General features: G+C 65.9%; 21 protein-coding genes and 1 pseudogene. 10 read left to right on the top strand and 12 right to left on the bottom strand.

The annotated features are described in order from the left end of the window. Nucleotides 1–6 precede the first annotated feature (6 nt). From RT513_RS18085 to RT513_RS18065, 5 genes are read right to left on the bottom strand one after another with little or no spacing between them, the layout of a single operon-like run. Complete coding sequence (locus tag RT513_RS18085; protein WP_290685823.1) at nt 7–774, bottom strand: SDR family NAD(P)-dependent oxidoreductase; 768 nt, start codon at nt 772–774, stop codon at nt 7–9. Further along, the gene (locus tag RT513_RS18080) at nt 774–2,420 is read right to left on the bottom strand and encodes an acyl-CoA synthetase (protein WP_290685826.1); all 1,647 of its coding nucleotides are present in this window, start codon (nt 2,418–2,420) and stop codon (nt 774–776) included. The genes RT513_RS18085 and RT513_RS18080 overlap by 1 nt, the downstream gene beginning before the upstream one ends. A gap of 21 nt (nt 2,421–2,441) precedes the next feature. Continuing rightward, the gene (locus tag RT513_RS18075; RefSeq protein WP_290685890.1) at nt 2,442–3,494 is read right to left on the bottom strand and encodes a phosphotransferase family protein; all 1,053 of its coding nucleotides are present in this window, start codon (nt 3,492–3,494) and stop codon (nt 2,442–2,444) included. A gap of 2 nt (nt 3,495–3,496) precedes the next feature. Continuing rightward, nucleotides 3,497–4,234 (bottom strand): SDR family NAD(P)-dependent oxidoreductase, encoded by a 738-nt coding sequence (locus RT513_RS18070; RefSeq protein ID WP_290685829.1) that lies wholly within the window; start codon nt 4,232–4,234, stop codon nt 3,497–3,499. Continuing rightward, nucleotides 4,231–5,514 (bottom strand): acyl-CoA dehydrogenase family protein, encoded by a 1,284-nt coding sequence (locus RT513_RS18065; RefSeq protein ID WP_290685832.1) that lies wholly within the window; start codon nt 5,512–5,514, stop codon nt 4,231–4,233. Before RT513_RS18065 ends, RT513_RS18070 begins: the two co-directional genes overlap by 4 nt. Nucleotides 5,515–5,620: 106 nt before the next feature. On the opposite strand from RT513_RS18065, the gene RT513_RS18060 reads away from it, so the two are divergent. Then, nucleotides 5,621–6,526, top strand: a complete 906-nt coding sequence (locus RT513_RS18060) for a LysR family transcriptional regulator (RefSeq protein ID WP_290685835.1) — start codon at nt 5,621–5,623, stop codon at nt 6,524–6,526. A gap of 6 nt (nt 6,527–6,532) precedes the next feature. Here the strand turns inward: RT513_RS18060 and RT513_RS18055 are convergent, their stop codons facing one another. The 7 genes from RT513_RS18055 to RT513_RS18025 form a co-directional block, all read right to left on the bottom strand. Beyond that, nucleotides 6,533–7,531, bottom strand: a complete 999-nt coding sequence (locus RT513_RS18055) for an NADPH:quinone oxidoreductase family protein (RefSeq protein ID WP_290685838.1) — start codon at nt 7,529–7,531, stop codon at nt 6,533–6,535. 97 nt (nt 7,532–7,628) lie between these two features. After that, nucleotides 7,629–8,789: an ABC transporter substrate-binding protein gene (locus RT513_RS18050; RefSeq protein ID WP_290685841.1), complete on the bottom strand. Its 1,161-nt coding sequence runs from the start codon at nt 8,787–8,789 to the stop codon at nt 7,629–7,631. 35 nt (nt 8,790–8,824) lie between these two features. Next, nucleotides 8,825–9,772 carry a branched-chain amino acid ABC transporter permease gene (locus RT513_RS18045; RefSeq protein ID WP_290685844.1) on the bottom strand — a complete coding sequence of 316 codons (948 nt, stop codon included), beginning with the start codon at nt 9,770–9,772 and terminating at the stop codon, nt 8,825–8,827. 12 nt (nt 9,773–9,784) lie between these two features. Next, nucleotides 9,785–10,663, bottom strand: a complete 879-nt coding sequence (locus tag RT513_RS18040; protein ID WP_290685848.1) for a branched-chain amino acid ABC transporter permease — start codon at nt 10,661–10,663, stop codon at nt 9,785–9,787. Nucleotides 10,664–10,666: 3 nt separating this feature from the next. Beyond that, entirely contained in the window at nt 10,667–11,380 is a 714-nt protein-coding gene (locus tag RT513_RS18035) for an ABC transporter ATP-binding protein (RefSeq protein WP_290685851.1), read from the bottom strand. Continuing rightward, nucleotides 11,377–12,114 (bottom strand): ABC transporter ATP-binding protein, encoded by a 738-nt coding sequence (locus RT513_RS18030; protein WP_290685854.1) that lies wholly within the window; start codon nt 12,112–12,114, stop codon nt 11,377–11,379. Before RT513_RS18030 ends, RT513_RS18035 begins: the two co-directional genes overlap by 4 nt. 449 nt (nt 12,115–12,563) lie before the next feature. Then, nucleotides 12,564–13,301 (bottom strand): TetR/AcrR family transcriptional regulator, encoded by a 738-nt coding sequence (locus RT513_RS18025; protein ID WP_290685858.1) that lies wholly within the window; start codon nt 13,299–13,301, stop codon nt 12,564–12,566. Between the two features lie 200 nt (nt 13,302–13,501). On the opposite strand from RT513_RS18025, the gene RT513_RS18020 reads away from it, so the two are divergent. The 9 genes and pseudogenes from RT513_RS18020 to RT513_RS17980 form a co-directional block, all read left to right on the top strand. Then, on the top strand, nt 13,502–15,607 hold the full coding sequence (locus RT513_RS18020; RefSeq protein WP_290685861.1) for a 3-hydroxyacyl-CoA dehydrogenase NAD-binding domain-containing protein: 2,106 nt from the start codon (nt 13,502–13,504) through the stop codon (nt 15,605–15,607). 11 nt (nt 15,608–15,618) lie between these two features. After that, entirely contained in the window at nt 15,619–16,776 is a 1,158-nt protein-coding gene (locus tag RT513_RS18015) for an acyl-CoA dehydrogenase family protein (protein ID WP_290685864.1), read from the top strand. 24 nt (nt 16,777–16,800) lie between these two features. Further along, nucleotides 16,801–18,336, top strand: coding sequence for an acyl-CoA synthetase (locus tag RT513_RS18010; protein ID WP_290685867.1), 1,536 nt, complete (start codon nt 16,801–16,803; stop codon nt 18,334–18,336). A 12-nt stretch (nt 18,337–18,348) separates the two neighbouring features. Continuing rightward, on the top strand, nt 18,349–19,110 hold the full coding sequence (locus tag RT513_RS18005; protein ID WP_290685870.1) for an SDR family NAD(P)-dependent oxidoreductase: 762 nt from the start codon (nt 18,349–18,351) through the stop codon (nt 19,108–19,110). Between the two features lie 85 nt (nt 19,111–19,195). Then, complete coding sequence (locus RT513_RS18000) at nt 19,196–20,356, top strand: acetyl-CoA C-acetyltransferase (RefSeq protein WP_290685874.1); 1,161 nt, start codon at nt 19,196–19,198, stop codon at nt 20,354–20,356. After that, nucleotides 20,356–21,330, top strand: coding sequence for an NAD(P)H-dependent flavin oxidoreductase (locus RT513_RS17995; RefSeq protein WP_290685877.1), 975 nt, complete (start codon nt 20,356–20,358; stop codon nt 21,328–21,330). The genes RT513_RS18000 and RT513_RS17995 overlap by 1 nt, the downstream gene beginning before the upstream one ends. Before the next feature lie 232 nt (nt 21,331–21,562). Beyond that, nucleotides 21,563–21,898 carry a transposase gene (locus RT513_RS20895; protein WP_409518427.1) on the top strand — a complete coding sequence of 112 codons (336 nt, stop codon included), beginning with the start codon at nt 21,563–21,565 and terminating at the stop codon, nt 21,896–21,898. A gap of 541 nt (nt 21,899–22,439) precedes the next feature. Beyond that, nucleotides 22,440–22,682 (top strand): DUF1153 domain-containing protein, encoded by a 243-nt coding sequence (locus RT513_RS17985; RefSeq protein ID WP_290685880.1) that lies wholly within the window; start codon nt 22,440–22,442, stop codon nt 22,680–22,682. A gap of 47 nt (nt 22,683–22,729) precedes the next feature. Then, nucleotides 22,730–23,061, top strand: a pseudogene (locus RT513_RS17980) (transposase); the annotation flags it as partial. Nucleotides 23,062–23,163 lie beyond the last annotated feature (102 nt).

Raw genomic sequence — 23,163 nt, 5'->3', positions numbered from 1 at the left:
ACGACCTCACGCATTGCGGATACTCAATCCCCCGTCCACGGCAAGCACAGCGCCCGTCACATAGGAAGCCGCCGGCAGAACCAGCGAAAGCGTCATCTGCGCGATCTCCTCCGGCTCCGCATAGCGGCGCAGGGCGATGCGGCGGCGGGCGAATGTCTCCTTCCTGTCGTCGGCAAAGCCCTGCGTCATGCCGGTGTTGACCGCGCCGGGACAGATGCAGTTCACGGTGATTCCCTCCGGCCCCAGATCGACGGCAAAGCCGCGGGTCAGCCCGATCACCCCGTGTTTCGCCGCGACATAGGCGGAATTGCCGGTCGTCGCACCGAAGGCCTCGGTCGAGGCGATGTTGACCACGCGGGGGGCGTCCGAGCGGCGCAGCCAGGGCAGGGCCGCGCGGATCAGACGCTGCTGGCCGGTCAGCATGATGTCGAGGCACCGCCCCCACATGCCGTCATAGGCCGCTCCGGCGTCGATGGATTCGAACCCGTAGATGCCAGCATTGTTGACGATGATGTCGATGCCGCCCAGCTGGCGGGCGACTTCCTCGACCACCCGCCCAATGGCCGAGGCATCCGCAATGTCGAGCGCCAGCGCCAGAACCTCGCCGCCCTCGGCACGGATCGCCTCCGCGCAGGCGTCGCAGCGGGCCTGGTCGAGGTCGGTCAGCACAACCCGCGCCCCTTCGCGGGCAAAAAGCGCCGCGGTCGCCAGACCCATGCCGCTGGCAGCCCCGGTGACGATCGCCACCCGGCCGCGGATCGAACGCAGATCCATCAGGCGGCTCCTTTCGCGAATTCCCGGTCGCGCAGTTCGCGCCGCTTCACCTTGCCGCTTTCGGTCTTGGGGAGGGCAGCTATGAACTCGATCTTGCGGGGGTATTTGTAGGGCGCGGTATTGGCCTTCACATGCACCTGGATCTCCCGCACCAGATCATCGCTGGGCGCGTAGCCGGGGTTCAGCACGACATAGGCCTTGACCACCTCGCCGCGCTTTTCATCCGGGCTGGGAACGGCCGCGCATTCCAGCACGGCGGGATGGCCCTGCACCACGCTTTCGACTTCGGTCGGGCCGATGCGGTAGCCGGTGGCGTTGATGACATCGTCGGCCCGGCCTTCATACCAGAAATAGCCGTCCTCATCCTTGCGGCCTCGGTCGCCGGTGATGAACCAGCGCCGGCCCTCCGCATCGGTGCGAAAGCAGGCCTCCGTCCGCTCCGGGTCGTTCCAGTAGCCCAGCATCAGCCCGCGATAGGGGGTCAGGATGGCGACATCGCCGATTTCCCCCGCCGGAAGCGGGCGGCAGTCGTCGCCGATGATATCGACCGGGATCCCCGGCATCGGCAGCCCCATCGCGCCGGGGCGGATTTCGGCGGCGTTGAAATTGCCCACCGTCATGAAGCTTTCGGTCTGACCATAGGCCTCATGGAACCGCGTGCCGGAGAGCGTCATCCAGCGCCGCGCGGTGGGCGCGTCCAGCGAGTCCCCGGCGGTGATGGACAGCCGCAGCCGCGACAGATCATAGGCGGCCACATCCTCGCCCAGCATCCACCGGTATTCCGAAGCCGCCGCCGCGTAATGCGTGACGCCGTATTTCTCCATCAGGCGCAGCCGTTCCTTCGGATCGAAGGGGCCGTCGTAGATGAAGACGCAGATGCCTGCGAAGAGCGGCGCGCAGAGCGTTCCGCAGGCCGAAAACCCCCACGCCGTATCCGCCGTGCCCCAGCACAGATCGTCCCGCCGCTGTTCGGCAAAGTCGAACCAGTAGCCGGAGATTTCATGGAACCCCCAGGCGAAGAACGCCGAATGCACCACGCCCTTCGGCATGCCGGAGGAGCCGGAGGTGAAGAAGATCAGGCTGCCTTCATCCGCGCGCATCTCCTCCGGCCGCGCGATGGGAGAGGCCGCGGCCATCGCCTCGGCCAGATCGGTCCAGCCAGAGTCCGCCTTGCCGGGGCCATAGGGGATCGACAGGCGGGCGATGTCACCCGTCAGCAGGCCGTCGTATTTCGCCGTCAGCCCGCGCAGGGTGACCACGGCCTTCGGCCCGACCTCTCCGATCCGCCAGGCCAGATCCTTGGGCTGCAACATGGTCAGCGACGGCAGCGCCACCGCCCCGATGCGAAAGATCGCGAACATGGTGGCCAGCCATTCGGGAATTCGCGGAAGCTGCACCAGCACCCGGTCCCCGCGCCGCACCCCCTGCGCCAGCAGCACATTGGCGATGCGCTGCGATGCCTGCGACAAATCGGCAAAGCTCCAGCGGCGCTCCTCCCCCGCCTCATTCGTCCAGATCACCGCCTGACGGGTGGGATCCTCGGCGTAGCGGTCCAGCACGGCGGCGTAGTTGAAGGTCGGCGGATCGGCGGGGCGGGTGTAGGTCCGCACATGGTCGCAGTAGTTGGTCATCGGCGGCACGAGCATCTTGTCCTCCCTCGATGCTGTTCAGATCTGGCGTGGGCGGCGTATGCGGTTGGTGGCGCGCTGAAACAGGCCCACCGCCGCCTCATGCAGCAGGCGGCCGGTCTCCATCGGCGCGGCGCCGTTGCAGGCGCGCGCGAACGTCCCCTCCAGCAGGATGCCCAGCCGGTAGCAGGCCAGCACGACATACCAGTCGATGTGGCCCAGATCCCGGCCGCTGCGCGCGGCATAGTGGTCGATCAGTTCGTCGGATGTGGGGAACCCCTCCCACGGCTCCACCCGCAGCACCGGCAGGTCGGGCTTGTCCGAGCCGTGCCATGTGGCGACGATCCAGCCCAGATCGACCAGAGGATCGCCGATGGAGGCCAACTCCCAATCCACAATCGCGGCCAGCTCCGGTCCGTCCGGGCGGTAGAGCACATTGGCAAGCTGATAGTCGCCGTGAACGATGCCCGCGGGCGCCTCCGGCGGAAGATGCGCGCGCAGCCAGTCGGCCACTTCCGCCAGTCCCGGCAGGCCCGACGGCCCCGGCCAGCGGTCGAAGCGCGCATAGCCGTCCAGCTGCGACTGCCACCGTCCGACCTGCCGCGCCAGATACCCCTCCGGGTTGCCGAAGCCGTCCAGCCCGGCCGCCAGATAGTCCACGCGGTGCAGGTGCTCCACCCCCTCGACCAGCGCCAGCCCCATGCGGCGGCGGATCACGGGGTCGGCGGCATGCAGCGGCGGCAGACCGGCGGGCGCGCTGAACCCCTCCACCGGCTCCATGAGGTAGAAGACCGCGCCGCCCAGCACATCGGGGTCGTCGCAGGTGGCGATCAGCCGCGGGTGGGGAACGTCGCTGCCCACTAGCGCATGCAGCAGCCGCGCCTCGCGCAGCATGGCAGCATTGCTGTTCGGCCGCAGAACCGGGGGCGGGCGGCGCAGGACATAGTCCCGCCCCGACCGGGTGAGGCGCAGCAGGACGTTCTGCGTGCCGCCGGCCAGCCGGGTGGCGCCGGTGATGGCGCCCTGCCCCAGCCCCTCCCCGTCCATCCAGCGGGCCAGCGCCGCAAGGTCCACCACGGCCGGGTCGATCACGCTCAAAGCAGCATCCCGCCATCGGCCAGGATCGTCTGGCCCGTGACATAGGAGGCCAGCGGCGAGGCGAGGAACACCGCCACCCCCGCCATTTCCTGCGGGGTGCCGAAGCGCCCCATGGGAATGCGCGCGAGCGCGGTTTCCGCCAGACGCTGATCCTCCGTCGTCTTGGCAGTCAGGCGCGTCGGGATGAAACCGGGCGCGATGCCGTTCACCCGCACGCCCTTGGCGGCATAGGTCTGCGCGAGGATCTTCGTCAGCCCCATCGCCCCCACTTTGGACGCGCCATAGGCCGGCACGCCCCGCGTGGCATGGAACGCGGCGGAGGAGGAGACGATGATGACCGACCCCTTCGCCTCCACCAGACGGTCGATGAACTTGTTCGTGCAGGCCATCAGGCTGGTCAGGTTGACCGACAGTACCTTCTCGAAATTCGAGATGTCGTATTCCTTGCGGCCGTACATCACGATGCCCTGCGACTGCACCAGAATGTCGAGCCCGCCGAACGGCGGCTGCCACGCCTCAACCGCGGCAAAGTCCGACACGTCCATCTGGTGGTAATGCAGCCCCTCCATGTCGCTGTCGGCGACATCGGCATAGTCTGCGGCGGTGCCGCGGGTGCCCCAGACATGCACCGTGGCGCCAAGCGCGCGATAGGCCTGTGCGATGGCATTGCCGATCCCGCCCGTGCCGCCGATCACCAGCGCAGTCTTGCCCACCATATCCAGATCGAACTTCATGCCGCGTCTCCCTGCGAAAGGCCGAAGGTGGCGCGGGCGCGCTCCTCCGCCTTGTGGCGCAAGTAGTCGGGGAACATCTCCGGGTTGGGCTTCACGCCCTTCAGCAACTCCCGCGCCACGACGGATTTGTGCACCTCCGTGGGGCCGTCGGCCATGCCCACCATCAGGCTGTTCATCATATGCTCCGTAAAGGGCACCGCCGTAGTCAGGCCGAGCGCGCCGTGCAGGTGCACCGCGGTGGCGGAGACATCATGCAGCACCTTGGGCATCAGCACCTTGACCGCGGAGACATGCTGGCGGAGCGCCTTCCAATCCTTGCCCTGATCCGCCATCCAGGCGGTTTCCAGCACGAAGAGCCGGAACTGACGCAACTGGATCCAGGCGTCGGCGATCTTGTCCTGCACCATCTGCTGCTTCCACAGCACCTGCCCCTTGGTCTGGCGGGAGACGACGCGTTCACAGGTCATCTCCAGGCATTTCGTGGCCTCGGCCAGCGACCGCATGGCATGGTGCAGCCGTCCGCCGCCCAGACGCACCTGCGCCACCGCAAAGGCATCGCCCTGCGCGCCCAGCAGATGGTCGGCGGGCACGCGCACATCGGTCCAGCACATATGCGCGTGGTCGGGTTCGGGCTGGCTGTAGTAGTGGTATTCGCGGATGATCTCGATCCCCGGCGTGTCGGCGGGCACGATGAACATCGACTGCCGCTTGTAGGGGTTTTCGGCCTCCGGATCGGTCAGCGCCATGACGATGAAGAACCCGGCATAGCGCGCGTTGGAGGCAAACCATTTCTCGCCGTTGATGACCCAGTCGTCGCCTTCCTGCACCGCCGTGGTGCGGATTTGCAGCGGATCCGCGCCGCCCTGCGGTTCGGTCATCGCAAAGCAGGAGACGATTTCATTGTCCAGCAGCGGCTTCAGGAACCGCTCCTTCTGCTCCGGCGTGCCGAAATGCGCGAGGATCTCGGAATTGCCGGTGTCGGGCGCCTGGGTGCCGAAGGTGATCGGCCCGAACCGCGACCGTCCCAGTTGCTCGTTCATCAGCGCCAGTTTCAGCTGGCCGTAGCCCCGCCCGCCCAGATGCGGGCCGAGGTGACAGGCCCAGAGCCCGCGCGCCTTCACTTCTGCTTGCAACGGGCGGACCAGTTTCCTGAACAAGGGATCGTGGATGTTCCACTGGCTGCCCAGAACGTGGTCGAGCGGTTCAACCTTTTCGCGCATGAAGGCCGCGATCCAGTCGAGTTCCTTTTGAAAATCAGGGTCCGTCTCAAATGACCACATGGCAGATCCTCCACTATCTGGTCGCAGGATGGCGGATTTTCGGGGGGCTTTCCAATATGCGATTCCTCGCCTATCGATAGGATACGGTTATGAATGGGGGAACCGCATGGACTTGGATGGCTTGCCCTTCCGCGCGTTTCTCTCCGTCGCCCGGCACAAGTCCTTCACCCGCGCGGCGCAGGAGATGAACGTCTCGCAGCCCGCGCTCTCGGCCACCATCCGGGAACTGGAACGGCGGCTCGGGTTTTCGCTCTTCGACCGCACCAGCCGCAGCGTCGAGCTGACGCGCGAAGGCCGCAGCTTCCTCGTCAACGCGAAAAGGGTGGTGCTGGAACACGACTGGGCGGTGCAGCGGGCGCGCGAATTGCGCAGCAATGACCTGCGGCTGGCGGTGCAGCCCTATTCCTCGCTCATCGCCGAACGCGTGGCGCTGACCGACAGCTACATGGCGGCATTTCCCAAGATCGACCTGCAGATCACCCAGATCAGCAGCGAACGCATCTACGACGCCGTGCTGAAGGACGACGCGGATATCGGTATCGTGCTGGAAACCGCGCACCGGCTGGAACTGTCGCCCGCCAACCAGGCGCGCGGAACGGAGATGGAGGTGCGGCCCGTGGTGTCGCGCCGGATGGGGCTCTTCCTGCCGCCCGGCCATCCGCTGGCTTCCCATGCGGAAATCCCCGAAGCCGCGCTGCGGGGGCAGGCCGTGGCGGTGACGGGGCGGGTTCACGGCGGGCCGCTGGCCTCGGCCATCACGCGCTATCTGGAGGAGCTGGACGCGGAACCCGTGCGCGTCCCGGAGGCGGATTTCTTCTCCACCCTGCGTCATGCGCGGCATCGGGGGCTTGCGGCAGTGGACACGGGCTGGTTCCAGCCGCTGCCGCAGGATGCCGATTTCCTGCGCCGCCCCATCGGCGGCGATGCGCTGGCGACGGAGATCGTGCTGGTGCGCGCCGCGCGCGAGCAAAGGCTCAGCGCCGATCATTTCTGGAACAGCGTGAAGGATTGAAGCCGGTCAGAGCGTGACCACCAGCTTGCCCATCGCCTTGCGCGAGGCGAGGAAGGCCAGCGCCTCCGCCCCGCGGTCCAGCGGATAGGTGGCGTGGATGCGCGGGCGGATTTGTCCCTCCGCGTAGAGCTCCGCCAGCTCGGCCACCGCCCGTTGATGGCCCGCAGGGTCGCGCTCGACCGACTCGCCCCAGAAGACGCCGACGACGCTCGCCCCCTTCAACAGCGGCAGGTTCAGCGGCAGGCTGGCGATCCCGGTGGCGAAGCCGATCACCAGATAGCGCCCGCCCCAGCCGATGGCGCGGAACGCCGGTTCCGAATAGGCCCCGCCGACGGGGTCGAAGATCACCGCCGCCCCCTGAGGACCGCAGGCCGCCTTGAGGTCCGCCGACAGCGCCTTTTGCTGGTCGGGGGTAAATTGCCCGGTGGGATAGACGATGCCCGCGTCGGCGCCGGCAGCTTTCGCCACGGCCAGCTTTTCCGCGCTGGACGCGGCGGCGACCACCCGCGCGCCCATGGCGCGGCCCAGCTCTACCGCCGCCAGACCGACACCGCCCGAGGCGCCGAGCACCAGAAGCGTCTCCCCCGCGCGCAGGTCGGCACGCTGTTTCAGCGCATGCCAAGTCGTCGCATAGGTGACGAGCAGTGCGGAGGCCTCATCGAACGGCATTCCCTCCGGGATGAGCGACACCTTGGCCTCGGGCACCGCGACATATTCGGCCATACCGCCCCAGCTGGTCACCGCCATCACCCGCTCGCCCAGGGCCAGCCCGTGAACGCCGGAACCGACCGCCGCCACCACGCCCGCCACCTCCGATCCCGGAGAGAAGGGTCGCGGCGGGCGTTCCTGATACTTGTCCTCCAGCCGCAAAAGGTCGGGGAAGTTGAGCGAGGCGGCATGGACGCGGATCAGCACCTCGCCCGGCCCCGGTTGCGGTATGGCGGCATCCGATACGAGTACCAGCGTTTCCGGCCCCCCGGTCCTGACGCTCAGCAAGGCGCGCATTTATCTCTCCGATGATTTTTCATGGCTTGTCCGGCGCGGGCAGGTTCGAACCGCGCGGGACGTCGGCTCCCGGATCTGCCGGAGGCCGCAAGGCCGATCAGTCGTTCGCGACCCACGCTTCGCCGTCGAACCGCATCATCTGCATCGAGGCGATGGGGTGGAAGCTTTCGGTGCTGTTCTGCAACTTCAGCCCTGGCAGCAGCAACGGCAGATCGTAGTCGAGGCTGGTCGCCGCCTTCATGATCGCCTCGTTGGTCGGCTTCGGGCCTGCCTTTTCCAGCACATGCACGGTCGATTGCGCAATCGAATAGCCAATGACGGCATAGACCGATCCCTTGTTACCGGTGGGGTAATACTTGTCCATGAACGCGCGGAAGTCGTTCATCGCGGGGTCATTGGCCCAACGGGGATCGGTCGGATCCTTCAGATAGGCCGCGGTGATCAGCCCCTGTGAAATATCAAAGCCCGCGGGTTTGAGCACCTGATCCACCGAGGCGGAGGTGGTCATGATGAAATGCGTGGGCTTCCAGCCGAGCTCGGCGACCTTGCGGATCGCCTGCGCCGCGAATTTCGGCGTGGCGATGTCGATGAGGATCTCCGCGCCCGAGCGTTGCAGGTTGGTGATCTGCGTGTCGATCGTCGGATCCGTCACCTCGAAGGTGGCGCGGCCTACGATGTTGGCGGTCTTGTCGCCCAGGCCCTTGTCGATCCCTTCGAGGAAACCGCGGCCGTAATCGTCGTTCTGGTAGAGGATGGCGATCTTCTTGTCGGGGAAATTCGCGACGATGTATTCGCCATAGGCCTGCCCCTCGATGGCGGCGTTGGGCTGGAACCCCATCGTCCAGGGGAATTCGTCCGGCTTGCTCCAGATGTTCGCGGCAGAGGCCAGGAACAGATGCGGGATCTTGCGCTGGTTGACGTATTTCTGGATCGCTATGTTCTGCGCGCTGCCGAAGGTGCCGGAGAGCAGGTTGACCTTGTCGCGCTCGATCAGCCGGCGTGTCTGTTCCACCGTCTTCGGCGGGGAATAGGCGTCGTCATAGCTGATGAACTCGATCCTCGCGCCGTTCACGCCGCCTTCGTCGTTCACCTTCTGGAAATACGCCTTCATCGCATTGCCGATCTCGCCGAAGGCGGAGGCCGGGCCCGAATAGGGCATGGTGTTGCCGATCTTGATGACATCCTCGGCCCGGCCCGCGCCGGGCAGCGCCAGGGCGGCCGCCATGGCCAGTCCCAGCAGACCCTGTTTCAGTTTCATCCCACTCCTCCCAAAAGTGATCCTTGATGCTGCGGCTATCGGCGCACGAACGCGCCCAGCCCTTTCGGCGCGAAGTACATCACGGCGATCAGCACGACGCCGTAGACGACCCCCTGCATGCCTTGCGAGACGTTTTCGGCAAGCGTCGGCAGGAAATAGATGAAGGCCGCCCCCGCCAGCGCGCCGGGGATCCAGCCCACGCCGCCGACGACCAGCCCGACCAACAGGTTGATGGACACGAAAAGCGTGAAGCTGTCCGGCGCCACATATTGCGTGGCCATTGCCGAAAGCCCGCCCGCCATGCCGGTGACCAGCGCGGAATAGCCGAAGGCCAGAACTTTCGTGTGGGTGACGTTGATCCCCATCGCGCGGGCGGCCAGCGCATTGTCCTTCACCGCCAGCATCGCGCGCCCGGTGCGCCCCGCCAGCAGGTTGGTGACCAGCGCATAAAGGATCAGCCCCGTCACCAGCACGATGTAGAACAGCCACTGATCCTCCGAGATCGGCAGCCAGGCCGGCACCGGGGGCTTCATCAGCACGATGCCCCCCACCCCGCCCGTCCAGTGTTCCAGCACCGAGAGCTTCAGGATTTGCGGCACCGCCACGGCCAGCGAAAACGTGGCCAGCGCCAGATAGATGCCGTCCAGCTTCAGCGCCGGGAACCCGAAGGCCAGCCCCATGACGAAGCAGAACGCACCCGCCGCCACCAGCGCGACCGGAAAGGGCGCCAGTTCATTGCCGACCAGATAAGCCACGACATAGGCCCCGGCGGCAAAAAACGCGCCATGGCCGAGCGAGAACTGCCCGCTGAACCCGGTCAGCAAGTTCAGCCCCATGATCGCGACCGCCAGCACCAGCACCTGCGTGAACTGGAACGTCTGGAAGTCGTCGACGAAGAGCGGCAGCAACACGGCCGCGAGCAGAAGCACGGCAAAGATCGCCCGCCCGGCGGCCTTGGATTTGCGAGGAGTTTCCATGGTCATCGCTTTCTCTCCTCAAACGCGCTGAACGCTGCGCTTGCCGAACAGCCCGGCAGGCCGGAACAGCAGGACGGCAATGATGATGGCCAGTGCGATGGGCAGCTTCAGCTCCGGCCCGATCACGGGCACATAAGTGGCGACCAGCACCTCCACGATGCCGACCAGAAACCCGCCGATCACCGCGCCGAGCGGGCTGGTCAGCCCGCCGACCACCGCGCCGGCGAAGGAATAGACCAGGATCGACAGCATCATGTTGGGTTCCAGAAACACGATGGGCGCGACCATCAGGCCCGACACCGCGCCGATCGCCGAGGCCATGCCCCAGCCGAGCGCCGTCATCGTCATCACGCTGACGCCCACTAGCGCGGAACTGCTCGGATTGGCCGCCGCCCCCCGCATCGCCAGCCCCAGCCGGGTGAACCGGAAGAACGCCCAGAGCAGCGCCAGCACCACCATGGTCACCGCCATCATCCCCGCCTGATGGCGGGAGATGCGCAGCGATTCGATGAACGGCCCCGACCCGAAGGGCGACGGGAAGGTCTTGATGTCGAAGCCCCAGATGAAACCCGCTAAGCTGTTGAAGATGGTGAAGAGCGCGATGAACACCACGATGTTCGACAAGACCGGCGCATTGCGGAACGGCCGCATCACCACCAGCTGCAATATCCAGCCGAGCGCGAAGCTGAGCACAATGGTCAGTGCGAAGGCCGCCCAGTAAGGCACCCCCCAGTCCAGCATCTGCCAGGCCAGGTAGGTGGAAAACATCGCCATCTCGCCCTGCGCGAAGTTCAGATGGTGGATGGCCTGATAGATCATCACCACCGCCAGCGCGAGACAGGCATAGATCGTCCCCGCGGCGATACCCGACAGGACCTGCGTGAAGAAGAAATCCATCGGTCAGTATCCCAGATAGGAGGCGCGGATGCTTTCATCCGCCATCACCTCGGCGGACGTGCCGCTCATGACGATGCTGCCGGTTTCCAGCACATAGGCCTGATCGGCGATGCCGAGCGCGAGGTTGGCGTTCTGCTCCACGATCAGCATGGCGGTGCCGAGCGTGCGGCGCACCTCGCCCAGCGTCTCGAAGATCTGCTCGGTGATGCGCGGGGCCAGACCGAAGGACGGCTCGTCCAGAAGCAGCAGCTTCGGGCGCAGCATCATCGCGCGGGCGATGGCCAGCATCTGCTGCTCGCCCCCCGACAAGGTGCCGGCCTGCTGGCTGCGGCGTTCCTTCAGCCGGGGGAAGATCTCATAGTATCGCTCCACATCCTCGGCGATGTCGGGGCCGTTTTTGCGCGCCATGGCGCCCATGTGCAGGTTTTCCTCGACGCTCAGCGTCAGGAACGTGCCCCGTCCGTCGGGCACATGCGCGACGCCCAGCCGGGCGATGGCCTCCGTGCGCATCGCCTGAATGGCGCGGCCTTCGAGCATCACCTCCCCCTTGCGGGAGATCATCCCGCAGATCGCGCGGAGCGTGGAGGTCTTGCCCGCGCCGTTCGCACCCAAAAGCGTGGTGATCGACTTCGGCTGGATCGAGAAACTGATGGAATGCAGGACGGTCAGCGACCCGTAGGCCGCGGTCAGGTTCCGCACGTCGAGAAGCGCGCTCATGCGGCGGAGCCTCCGAGATAGGCATTGATGACTTCGGGATGGCGCTGGATCTCCGCGGGGGTGCCTTCGGCGATCTTGCCGCCGAAGTTCAGCACAACGACGCGGTCGGAAATGGACATGACCAGCGACATGTGGTGTTCGACCAGCAGCACCGTAATGCCGCGTTCGTCGCGGGTGCGCCGGATCAGATCGCCCAGCACATGCACCTCTTCGTGGTTCAGACCGGCGGCGGGTTCGTCCAGCAGGATGACCTTGGGCCGCATGGCCAGCGCGCGGGCGTATTCGACGCGCTTGCGGGTGCCGAAGGGCAGATCGTCTACCATCCGGTCGGCCACATCGTTTAGGTCGAGCCAGGTGATCATCTCCTCGATCTCCGCCCGCGCCTTCGCCTCCTCGCGGCGGGCGGCGGGCAAGCGCAGCGCCTCGGAAAGCGAGCTGCCGCCCATATGCGGGTGGCAGCCGGTCAGGATGTTCTCCCGCACGCTCATCGACCCGAAACAGGCGACGTTCTGGAACGTCCGCCCGATGCCCTTGCCCGCCACCTGATCGGGGCGCAGGGCCAGAAGGTCCTCCCCGTCCAGAGTGATCTGGCCGGAGGTGGGGCTGTAAAGGCGGCTCAGGCAGTTGAACAGCGTGGTCTTGCCCGCGCCGTTGGGACCGATCAGTCCGAGGATCTCTCCGCGGCGCAGATCGAAGCTGACATCGGTCAGCGCCTTCACGGCCCCGAAGGTCACGAAGACATTCCTGACCGAAATCAGATTCTGGCCGTCTGCATTCAGGGATGAACGCAATGAGACCTCCTCCCAAAAATCTCTGCGATGGGCGCAGAAAGCCATGGGCGAGGGGGGTAGTCAAGAAATTTTAGGACAAAGCCCTAAAATTTCCGGTTTTGTCATTCCGCGCCGGACCTCCGGTATCCTCTTGTCGGAAAAGGGTTTTCATTTAGGGGTTCACGCGGGCCGCGCTTGCATCGCCGGATTGAACCGATCCCGCTCCGACCGGCAAGCTCTCCGGTCGGGGCCGGATGGCGTGAATCACATTGGGTAAAACAGGCACCGGCGCTGACCCGCTCGACCCCGGCCACCCGATCAAATCGCTCGGAGTCCGAGCGACTGCAGGTTACGCGGAGCCGGATCGCATCGGCGACCATGACGTGATCGGGACGCAGGTCGTGGCTGCGTTCTTATTGCAGAGGAGCGGGCTGCCCCTCCGCGTCCTGGAGATCCTGCGCAGGATCCGCACTGCGCCGCTGGCCCACCGCAGCCAGCGTTTCCGGCGAGACAGGCGCGACGATCATGCCCGCCATCGTATCGGCCAAGTTCGGCTCTGCCGACTTCTGGTCCCACAGGCCTTTCCAGTTGCGATTGTCATCCCGCCCCGCTTCCATGGATGCCCCCGCCGACAGCGCATAGAGCAGCATCAACTGCAGCCGCTGGCGCAGGACCTCGTGCGGCATTTGGGGCGCCAGACGCCGGATATGGGCGAAACAGCGCCGCGTGGCGCGGTCGGCCCCGACCGTGGCTTCGAACATCAGGTCGCGGCGGGTGATCAGCACCGAGGTGAAGAATTGCAGTTGATACTGCGCCTCGCTTTTCCCGAGATCCCGGCGATGCATGACCGGCAACAGGATCTCGGCGACCTGACGTACATCGCATGGGCCCCCGCGTGCCTCCAGCGCATCCAGGCGACGGTTGTTGTCCTCATCGAGGATGCGCGCGATATCCGCCACCAGTTCGCGGATCAGCGCGTCGCGCGATGAAAAGTAATAGCTGATCGAGCCATTGTTCTTCTGTCCCGCCGCGGTCTGAATGTCGCGAATCGACACGTTCTCCAGCCCGCGTTGGGCGAAAAGGCGCAGCGCAGTCTTCTTGAGACGGAGCCGCGTCCGCTCCCCTTTGCGCATTTCTCCGGTTTGGGTCACGTCGTCATCCGAAGGTATAATTCCGCTGCAATCATAGATTTCAATCCGATTTTGGCAACTGGATTTGGCAATGACGCCTCCGCGCGAACCCGCCCGGAAAAATTTTAGGACAGCGCTTGAAAATTTAACTACCCACGGGTAACTCTTTTACCAACCAGGGGAGAAACGGCGAGGAGGCCGCCCTTCGGAGGAGGAATTCAATGGGCTTTGACTATGCCCGCGATGCCGCCGGCATCGTGACAGTGACGATGGACATGGATGGCCAGTCCGCCAACACCATGAGCGAGGCCTATCACAACCTCATGGGCGCGACCGTCGCGCGGCTTGAGGCGGAGGCGGGCCTCACCGGCGTCATCATCGCCTCGGCGAAAAAGACCTTCTTCGCGGGCGGAGAGCTGAACACGCTGCTCGCCCGCGGCCCCGCCGACGACGCCTACCGGGCCTGGCTGAATGAAGACAAAGGCTATTTCCGCCGGCTGGAACGGCTGCCCGTGCCCGTGGTGGCTGCCATCAACGGCGCGGCCCTCGGGGGCGGGTTCGAGATTGCTCTCGCCTGCAACCACCGCATCATCGTCGATGACCCCGCCGCGATCACCGGTCTGCCGGAGGTGACGCTCGGCCTGCTGCCCGGCGCGGGGGGTGCTGCGCGGTTGCCGCGGCTGATCCCGTTGCCCGATGCGCTGGAACTGCTGCTGTCGGGGCGCGCGGTGCCGCCGCAGGAGGCGCTGGCGCTCGGCATGGTCGATGCCATCGTGGCTGGTCGCGACGGGCTGATCCCCGCCGCCATCGCCTGGATCAAGGCCAATCCCGACGCCGGCCTGCAACCCTGGGACCGCGACCCCGCCCCCCTGACGGAGGCGGAGATGATCGCCGCCCGCGCGGCCGTCGCCGCTGCCGCCGCCGATGTGCAGAAGCGCACGCGGGGCAAGATGCCCGGCCCGAAGAAGATCATCGAGATCGTCGAAGCCGGGCTCGTGCTCGACATCGACGCGACGCTGGCGCTGGAATCGCGGCTCTTCTGCGACCTGATCGGCCTGCCGGAAACCCGCGCGGCGATTTCGACGAACTTCTTCGCCGCCAATGCCATCCGGTCGGGCAAGCTGCGCCCGGAAGGGGCGCGGGCGAAGGCGGGCTCCGTGGCCGTTCTGGGCGCGGGGCTGATGGGCGCGGGAATTGCGCATGTCACCGCCGCGCGCGGGCTGGAGACCTGGATCACCGACCGCAGCCCGGCGCTGGCCCAACAGGGCCGCGCCGCCGCCATCGCCCAGTCGAAGGCGGCCAGCGATGACATCGCCCGGCATCTGCACGCCATCCCCGCGCTGAGTGATCAGGCGCCCGAGGTGATCGTGGAGGCGGTGTTCGAGGACGTCGACGTGAAGCTCGACGTCATCCGCGAGACCTTCCCGCGGCTGGCCGAGGGCGGCTTCTACGCCACCAACACCTCCACCATCCCCGTCGCCCTGCTGGCGGAGGCGGCGCAGGACCCTTCCCGCTTCGTCGGCCTGCATTTCTTTAGCCCGGTGCCGAAGATGCCGCTGGTCGAGATCATCGAAGGCCCGCAGACCTCGCCCGATACGCTGCGCCGCGCCTATGATTTCGTCCAGCAACTCAGGAAAACCCCGATCATCGTGAAGGATTCGCGCGGCTTCTTCACCAGCCGGGTGTTTTCCACCTATCTGAACGAAAGCCTTGAGCTGCTGGTGGACGGCATGGACCCGCTGGCCATCGAACAGGCGGCTGTCGATGCGGGCATGCCGATGCCGCCCTTCCGGCTGCATGACGATGTGATGATCTCGCTCAACCATGCCGCCTATGAAACGCACCGCAAGATCGACGCGCGGCTGGGGGTGGAGGACGGCTTTCCCGTGCCGAACCGCCCGCTGCGCCGCATCGCGCGCGAGATGACCGAACTGGGCCGTCCGGGGCGCAAGGCGGGGCGCGGCTTCTACGATTACATCGACGGCCAGCCGCCGAAGATCTGGGACGGCCTGTCGCGGTTCCGCGAACAGGACCACGACATCCCGCAGGCGGAGGCGGAGGACCGCATCCTCTATGTCCAGGCCATCGAAACGCTGCGCTGCCTGAACGAAGGCATCCTGCGCAACGAGGCGGAGGCGAACCTCGGATCCATCCTCGGTATCGGTTTTCCCCGCCACACGGGCGGCACGCTGCAATTCATCCGCGGGGTCGGGATCGAGCCGTTCCGCGCCCGCGCCGAGGAGTTGGCCGCGAAATGGGGCCCGCGCTTTGCCCTGCCCGACGCGGCCTATGACGTGCTGCGCGACGGGCGCGTGAAGGTCGCGTGAGGGGGAATGCCATGATCCGCCGCCGTCTCTTCGAGCCCGAACACGAGATCTTCCGCGACAGCGTGCGCCGTTGGGCGGAGGCGGAGGTCTATCCCCATTCCGAACGCTTCCGCGAAGAGGGGCAGGTCTCGCCCGAAGTCTGGCGCTCGGCCGGGGCGCAGGGGTTCCTCGCGATGTATGCCGATGAGACATACGGCGGGCTGGGGCTGGACGATTTCCGCTATGACATGATCCTGACGGAGGAGTTGTCGGCGCGGGAAAACGGGCTCTACATCCCGCTGCACAGCCGGATCGTGGCGCCCTACATCCACCGCTTCGGCACGGAGGACCAGCGCGCGCGGTTCATGCCGGGCATCGTGTCGGGGGAAACCGTGCTGGCCATCGCCATGACCGAACCCGACACCGGCTCCGACCTCTCCGGCATCCGCACGAAGGCGGAGGACAGGGGCGACCACTGGCTCATCAACGGGTCGAAGACCTTCATCTCCAACGGGTTTCTCTGCGGTCTGGTGCTGGTCGCCGCCCGCACGGGCACCGGGCGGCATGACATCGGTCTCTTCCTCGTCCCCGCCGACACCCCCGGATTTTCCCGTGGCCGGCGGCTGAAGAAGATCGGGATGAAATCGCAGGACACCGCAGAGCTCCATTTCGACAATCTGCGCATCCCGAAGGACAACCTGCTGGGCGACCCGAGGGGCGGCTTCCGCATGATGATCGCCAATCTGGCGGAGGAGCGGTTGATCGGCTCTGTCCAGTTTCTGTCGCAGGCCCAGCGGGCCTTCGACATCACGCTGGACTTCGTGCAGGGCCGCAAGGTCTTCGGCAAGCCGGTCGGGCAATACCAGAACTCCCGCTTCAAGATGGCGGAGATGCGCACCCGTCTGGATGCCGTGCAGGCCTTTGTCGACCATTGCGCACAGGAGCATCTCGACGGCCAGCTCACCCCTGAACTGGCGGCCGAAGCCAAGCTGATCGCGTCGGAGACGGAGGGCTTCGTCGTCGATGAATGCGTGCAGTTGCACGGCGGCGCGGGCTTCATGGAGGAATATGAGATCGCCCGCCTTTACACCAATGCGCGGGTCAGCCGGATCTACGCGGGATCATCCGAAATCATGAAGGAAATCATTGGCCGCGGGCTCGGCCTGGACGACCGTGTCCGTGGGGCCTGAGATCATCCGCGAGGAGGAGCGCGCATGAAACACCTTTCCCATTTCGCCAAACTCACCCCGGATAAGATCGCCTACCGGATGGCGCGTTCGGGCGAAACCATCACCTATGGGCAGCTCGACCGCGCCTCCAACCGCAATGCGCAGGCGTTCCGGGCGCTTGGCGTTGGCCGTGGCGGCCATGTCGCGCTAATCTTTGAAAACCGTCTGGATTTCATGGCCCTCGCCTGGGCCGGGCAGCGCAGCGGCGTCTTCTACACCGCGATCAGCACGCATCTGACCGTGCCGGAGATCGCCTATATCATCACCGATTGCGATGCGACGGTCGCGGTCCTTTCCGACACATTCGACCATCTGCTGGCGGAATTGCAGGCCGCCTGCCCGCAGACGCGCTTTTTCATCGCCGGGAACGGCACCGATCCGGCCACGGACTGGAACGCGCTTCTCGCCACCCTGCCGGACACGCCGGTCGCGGATGAGGCGGCGGGCGCGGATCTGCTCTATTCCTCCGGCACCACCGGGCGGCCGAAGGGCATCGTGCGGCGGTTCACGCCGCAGCCCGTCGACACGGTCATCCCCGCGCTGATGACCGTGCTGTGCGAAACCATGGGCGGGATGGGGCCGGACACCGTGCTCATCACCCCCGCACCGCTCTACCATGCCGCACCGCTGCGTTTCGCCATGATGGCGGTGATGTTCGGCGGCACGGCCATCCTGTCGGAGAAATTCGACGCCGAGGAGACGCTGGCCCTGATCGAGAAATGGGGCGTCACGCATGGCCAGTTCGTGCCGACCCATTTCGTGCGCCTGCTGAAGCTGGAGCCGGAGGTGCGCGCCCGTTATCGCCACGACCGGCTGAGGATGGCCTTCCACGCCGCCGCCCCCTGCCCGCGCGAGGTGAAGGAAGCGATGATCGACTGGTGGGGGCCGATCCTGACCGAGTTCTACGCAGGCTCCGAGGCGAATGGCGTGACGCTGGCCACGTCGGAGGACTGGATGCGCCATCCCGGCACGGTGGGCCGGTCGCTGACAGGGCCGATCATCATCGCGGATGATGAGGGCAACGAGCTGCCGCGGGGCAAGATCGGCGGTGTCTATTTCGACAGCGGCGTGCAGTTCGAATACCGCAACGACCCCGAAAAGACCGCCGCCGCCTATCTGCGCCCCGGCTGCGCAACCTTCGGCGACATCGGCTATCTGAACGAAGAGGGCTATCTCTTCCTGTCGGATCGCAAGGCCTACACGATCATCTCCGGCGGGGTGAACATCTATCCGCAGGAGACGGAGGACCTGCTCATCACCCATCCCGACGTTGCCGATGCCGCCGTCTTCGGCGTGCCGAACGCGGAAATGGGCGAAGAAGTGAAGGCGGTCATCCAGCTTGCCCCCGGCGTTCCCGCCGATGCGGCCAAGGCGCAGGAGATCATCGACTGGTGCAAGGGGCGGCTTTCCAACATCAAGGTGCCGAGGACGATCGACTTCCGCGCCGACATGCCGCGGACGGAGACGGGCAAGCTCATCAAACGGCTGCTGCGGGACGAATACTGGCCGAAATCGGCCTGAGAGGGGAACGGAATGGAGATCAACGGACAATCTGCGATTGTGACGGGCGGGGCTTCTGGTCTTGGGGGTGCGACGGTGGAGATGCTGGCGCAGGCGGGGGCCAAAGTCACCATTTTCGACATGAACGAGGAACTTGGGCGTGCCAAAGCCAACGCCGTTGGGGGCGCGTTCATCAAGGTGAACGTCACGGATGAGGCGCAGGTGGAGGCCGCCATCGCCGAAGCCGAGGGGCTGCATGGCAAGGCGCGGATCCTGGTGAACTGCGCCGGCATCGGGCCGCCCGGCAAGGTCATCGACCGCGAGGGGAACCCCCTGCCCCTCAAGGATTTCACGGCCATCGTCAACGTCAACCTCATCGGCACGTTCAACGTGCTCTCCAAATTCGCGGCGGCGCTGCATCGCGCCGACCTGCTGGGCGAGGAACGCGGCGTCATCGTCAACACCGCCTCGGTCGCGGCCTTCGACGGCCAGATCGCCCAGCCCGCCTATGCCGCGTCCAAGGCCGGGATCGTCGGCATGACGCTGCCCGTCGCGCGCGAACTCGCCCGCTGGGGCATCCGGGTGGTCACCATCGCTCCGGGGCTCTTCCTGACCCCGCTGCTGGCGTCGCTGCCGCAGGAGGCGCAGGAGAGCCTCGGCGCGCAGGTGCCGTTTCCGCCGCGGCTCGGCGATCCAGCGGAATATGCCCGCATGGTGGCCGCGATCATCGACAACCCGATGCTGAACGGCGAGACGATCCGCCTCGACGGTGCGATCCGCATGGCGCCGAGGTGACGCGCGCACGGCACTGAACCGCCCGCCCATCCGGGCGGGGAACCCATACCGGCCGCCCCGCGCGGCCCTCCCGGAGGAGAACATCATGGCAGAGGCCTATCTCGTGGAACTGGTCCGCACGGCGGGCGGGCGGCGCGGCGGCGCGCTGGCCGGGTGGCACCCGGCTGATCTGGGGGCGGAAGTGATCGACGCGCTGGTGGCGCGATCGGGCATCGACCCGGCGGTCATCGACGACGTGATCGTCGGCTGCGTAACGCAGGCCGGCGAACAGGCCTTCGCCTTCGGGCGCAACTGCGTGCTGGCCTCCAAGCTCCCCGACAGCGTTCCCGCCGTCACCATCGACCGCCAGTGCGGATCGTCGCAGCAAGCGGTGCAGTTCGCGGCCCAGGCGGTGATGTCGGGCACGCAGGACGTGGTCATCGCCATGGGCGTGGAGTCCATGACCCGCGTGCCGATGTTCTCCAACACCAAATTCCATGCGCGGGAAGGGTTGGGCATCGGCCCGTTCTCCGACCGGATCGCCGCGCGTTATGGCACGCGGGACTTCAGCCAGTTCCACGGCGCGCAGATGATCGCGGAGAAATGGGGCTTTTCCCGCGACGACCTCGACCGGTTTGCGCTGCAAAGCCACCGGCGCGGGCTGGCGGCGGCGGAGGCGGGGGCGTTCGACGCGGAAATCGTGCCGCTGGCCGTGGACGGCGGGTTCCACACGCGCGATGAAGGCATCCGCGCCGACGCCACGCTGGAGGCCATCGGCCAGGTGAAACTGCTGGAGGAGGGCGGCATGATCTCCGCCGCCAATGCCAGCCAGATCTGCGACGGCGCGGCGGGGGTGCTGGTGGTGTCGGAGGCCGCGCTGAAACGCTATGGCCTGACGCCGAAGGCGCGGATCGTGAACCTGACCGTCACCGCGGGCGATCCGGTCATCATGCTGGAGGAGCCGCTGCGCGCCACCCAACGCGCGCTGGAACGCGCGGGCATGTCCATCGCCGACATCGACCTTTACGAGGTGAACGAGGCCTTCGCCCCCGTCCCGCTGGCCTGGCTGAAGGCCACCGGCGCGGATCCCGACCGGCTCAACGTCAACGGCGGCGCCATCGCGCTCGGCCACCCCTTGGGCGCTTCGGGGGCGAAGCTGATGACCACGCTGGTCCATGCGCTCAAGGCGCGCGGGGGCCGCTACGGGCTGCAGACCATGTGCGAAGGCGGCGGCATCGCCAATGTCACCATCGTGGAGGCGCTCTGATGGCCATCCGCACGCGCATCACCGAAATGCTGGGCATCGACCACCCCATCGTGCAGGGCGGCATGATGTGGGTGGGCACGGCGGAGATGGCCTCCGCCGTCTCCAACGCCGGGGGTCTCGGCATCCTCACCGCGCTGACACAAGCAACGCCGGATGACCTGCGCCGGGAAATCGACCGCTGCCGCACGATGACCGACCGTCCCTTCGGCGTGAACCTGACCATCCTGCCGTCGGTGAACCCGCCTCCTTACGCCGACTATCGCCGCGCGATCATCGAGAGCGGCGTGAAGATCGTGGAGACGGCGGGTGGCAAGCCGCAGGAGCATGTGGACGACTTCAAGTCCCACGGGCTGACGGTGCTGCACAAATGCACCTCCGTGCGCCATGCTTTGTCGGCGGAGCGGATGGGGGCGGACATCATCTCCATCGACGGGTTCGAGTGCGCGGGCCATCCGGGCGAGGATGACGTGCCGGGGCTGGTGCTGATCCCGGCGGCGGCGGATCAGGTCACGGTGCCGATGCTGGCCTCGGGCGGCATCGGCGACGGGCGCGGGCTGGTCGCGGCGCTGGCGCTCGGCGCCGAGGGGATCAACATGGGCACCCGTTTCTGCGCGACGGTGGAGGCGCCGATTCATCAGGCGGTGAAGGAGTTCCTAGTCGCCAACGGCGAACGCGACACGAAGCTCATCTTCCGCGGCTTCAAGAACACCGGCCGCGTGGCGCGCAATTCGGTGTCGGAGCAGGTGGCGGAGATCGGCTCCCGCCCGGGCGCGGTCTTCGCGGATGTGCAACCGCTGGTCTCCGGCGCGAAGGGCCGCGTGGCGCTTTCCACCGGCGATCTGGACGCAGGGCTGATCTGGGCCGGGCAGGTGCAGGGCCTGATCCACGACATCCCCAACTGCGCCGACCTCCTCACCCGCATCATCGCCGAGGCTGAAGACATCATCCGTCACCGCCTCAGCCGCTTCGGGTAGCGTCCTCAGCCGTGGTGTAACCGGTAGTGGCCATCGGGATGTATGGTCGAGGTGGAGTCGACGCTTCGACCACGAACCAGCCGGAAACCCCGATGGCCAAGACCGGCATGGACTTGTCCGAGCTGCTGGCAACGCAGATCAGGAAGCATCACCGAGGCCGTTCTTCAGTTGGTCATGGGCTTCCGGCGAAAAGCGATCGATCCACTGGATCGCTCGGACGGATGTCGAAGGCATGATCGGCGCCCCTTGGGCTGAGCGCAGCGGCGAGCGTTCCACGAAGCGCAGCGGCTACCATGATCGCGCACCAGATATCCGGCTCGGTACCCGGAACCCGCGGCTGCTGAAGCCGAGTCAGGGCAGCTACTTCCCCGGCTTTCTGGAAGCTCGCAAAACTTCCGAACAGGTTTCGGGGGCTATGAGCCAGGAAGCCACGATGAGCCTTTCCACCCGCCGCGTCGATGATCTCGTCCAGGTCATGGGAATGAGTGGCATCTCGGAAAACACCGTCTTGAAACCGGGCACGGAATGGGCCGGTCCAGAAAAATCGCTCGGATCGGTTTCCCGGTGAAGGAGGGGCGCGTCGGCGAATTTCTGAGCCGACCGGCGAATGACCTCATGTCTGGCGCGACGCCCCTTGCCTGCAGATGCGCCAGGGCAGACGAACCCTCTCGGTGGTTACCGTAATCGCCATCGCCGCCAAATACCGAGGGTCGCAGGGAAATCATTGGCGCGGGGTGGGTCTTCCGAGGTCGAGACGGTCCTGCTCTCGCTGAAAGCAGTCTGGATCGAGGAGTGCCGCGGGTATGGGAGTTCGGATTTCCCGAACTTTCTAGAGATCGGACCGAGCTGAATTTTGTCGAGACAAGCAGAGTTTTCTGCGCAACAAAATAAGCTGATGATTTTTGCGGCCCTCGGAGCACCGAAGATTTATGCAAATGCAACGCTCCGGCCCGATCTGGGGAGCAGCCTGGGGCAAGCACAGCCCCATCCTTGGGCATCATCATCTCGGGCACCATTGCGCCGATGTCGCTGCGGTCTTTCAGTTGCTCCTTTCAAGCCGTGTATCGACCCACTGATTTTCTGCTCATGCTACAAGGAGACAGGTAGCGATGAGTGTGAGTATGGACGACGGCGTCAAACGGTGGACTGCGAAGCGCAAGACAGCGCTGGTGATCGAAATCATCCAGGGCAAGACGACGGTGGCGGAGGCGAGCCGGTCGTTCGATCTGTCGCCCTCTGAGATCGAGGGCTGGGTTGATGACGCGAAGCGGGGGATGGAGAATTCGCTGCGGGCGAACCCGCTCGACATCCGCGAGCAATACGAGAAGCAGTATAGGTTCAGGATGCATTGATTTTGTGCGCACAGCATGATTCTCGGCTTCGAAAACGGAGCGGTGACATGAGCAATCTCTACTGGCTGACCGACGTGCATATGGCACGCTTGGCCCTTTCTTCCCCAAGCCTCATGGTAAGCCTCGGCTCGATGACAGGGGGGTTTTGAGCGGTATTATCTTCATCAATCGCAATGGCTTGCGTTGGCGGGATGCTCCTGCCGCCTATGGTCCGCACAAGACGCTCTACAGCCGGTGGAAGGGGTGGAGCGAGAAAGGCATCTTCGCCCGGATGATGGCAGGTCTGGCCGCTGAGCACGGCGAAGAGAAGACCGTGATGATCGACGCGACATATCTCGAGGCCCATCGAACGGCGACCAGTATGGCCGCCAAAAAAGGGGATCTGAACTGCCCCGGGTTTGCCGGAGGCTGATTTTGGTGAGTTATGCGGCCATGGGTTCAGTTTCCAGAGCTGCGTGGCAGTTGGCCTCGGCTTCTGCTG

It is taken from the genome of Haematobacter sp., from assembly GCF_032102465.1.
Taxonomy (GTDB): Bacteria; Pseudomonadota; Alphaproteobacteria; order Rhodobacterales; family Rhodobacteraceae; genus Haematobacter.
Note: the sequence above shows the minus strand (reverse complement) of the source record. Positions and strands in the feature narration are given on the sequence as shown.

Excerpts from the sequence above, each read along its gene's own strand:
- RT513_RS18085 (WP_290685823.1), bottom strand. The coding sequence starts at position 774 with ATGGATCTGCGTTCGATCCGCGGCCGGGTGGCGATCGTCACCGGGGCT.
- RT513_RS18080 (WP_290685826.1), bottom strand. The coding sequence starts at position 2,420 with ATGCTCGTGCCGCCGATGACCAACTACTGCGACCATGTGCGGACCTAC.
- RT513_RS18070 (WP_290685829.1), bottom strand. The coding sequence starts at position 4,234 with ATGAAGTTCGATCTGGATATGGTGGGCAAGACTGCGCTGGTGATCGGC.
- RT513_RS18065 (WP_290685832.1), bottom strand. The coding sequence starts at position 5,514 with ATGTGGTCATTTGAGACGGACCCTGATTTTCAAAAGGAACTCGACTGG.
- RT513_RS18060 (WP_290685835.1), top strand. The coding sequence starts at position 5,621 with ATGGACTTGGATGGCTTGCCCTTCCGCGCGTTTCTCTCCGTCGCCCGG.
- RT513_RS18055 (WP_290685838.1), bottom strand. The coding sequence starts at position 7,531 with ATGCGCGCCTTGCTGAGCGTCAGGACCGGGGGGCCGGAAACGCTGGTA.
- RT513_RS18050 (WP_290685841.1), bottom strand. The coding sequence starts at position 8,789 with ATGAAACTGAAACAGGGTCTGCTGGGACTGGCCATGGCGGCCGCCCTG.
- RT513_RS18045 (WP_290685844.1), bottom strand. The coding sequence starts at position 9,772 with ATGACCATGGAAACTCCTCGCAAATCCAAGGCCGCCGGGCGGGCGATC.
- RT513_RS18040 (WP_290685848.1), bottom strand. The coding sequence starts at position 10,663 with ATGGATTTCTTCTTCACGCAGGTCCTGTCGGGTATCGCCGCGGGGACG.
- RT513_RS18035 (WP_290685851.1), bottom strand. The coding sequence starts at position 11,380 with ATGAGCGCGCTTCTCGACGTGCGGAACCTGACCGCGGCCTACGGGTCG.
- RT513_RS18020 (WP_290685861.1), top strand. The coding sequence starts at position 13,502 with ATGGGCTTTGACTATGCCCGCGATGCCGCCGGCATCGTGACAGTGACG.
- RT513_RS18015 (WP_290685864.1), top strand. The coding sequence starts at position 15,619 with ATGATCCGCCGCCGTCTCTTCGAGCCCGAACACGAGATCTTCCGCGAC.
- RT513_RS18010 (WP_290685867.1), top strand. The coding sequence starts at position 16,801 with ATGAAACACCTTTCCCATTTCGCCAAACTCACCCCGGATAAGATCGCC.
- RT513_RS18005 (WP_290685870.1), top strand. The coding sequence starts at position 18,349 with ATGGAGATCAACGGACAATCTGCGATTGTGACGGGCGGGGCTTCTGGT.
- RT513_RS18000 (WP_290685874.1), top strand. The coding sequence starts at position 19,196 with ATGGCAGAGGCCTATCTCGTGGAACTGGTCCGCACGGCGGGCGGGCGG.
- RT513_RS17995 (WP_290685877.1), top strand. The coding sequence starts at position 20,356 with ATGGCCATCCGCACGCGCATCACCGAAATGCTGGGCATCGACCACCCC.
- RT513_RS20895 (WP_409518427.1), top strand. The coding sequence starts at position 21,563 with ATGATCGGCGCCCCTTGGGCTGAGCGCAGCGGCGAGCGTTCCACGAAG.
- RT513_RS17985 (WP_290685880.1), top strand. The coding sequence starts at position 22,440 with ATGAGTGTGAGTATGGACGACGGCGTCAAACGGTGGACTGCGAAGCGC.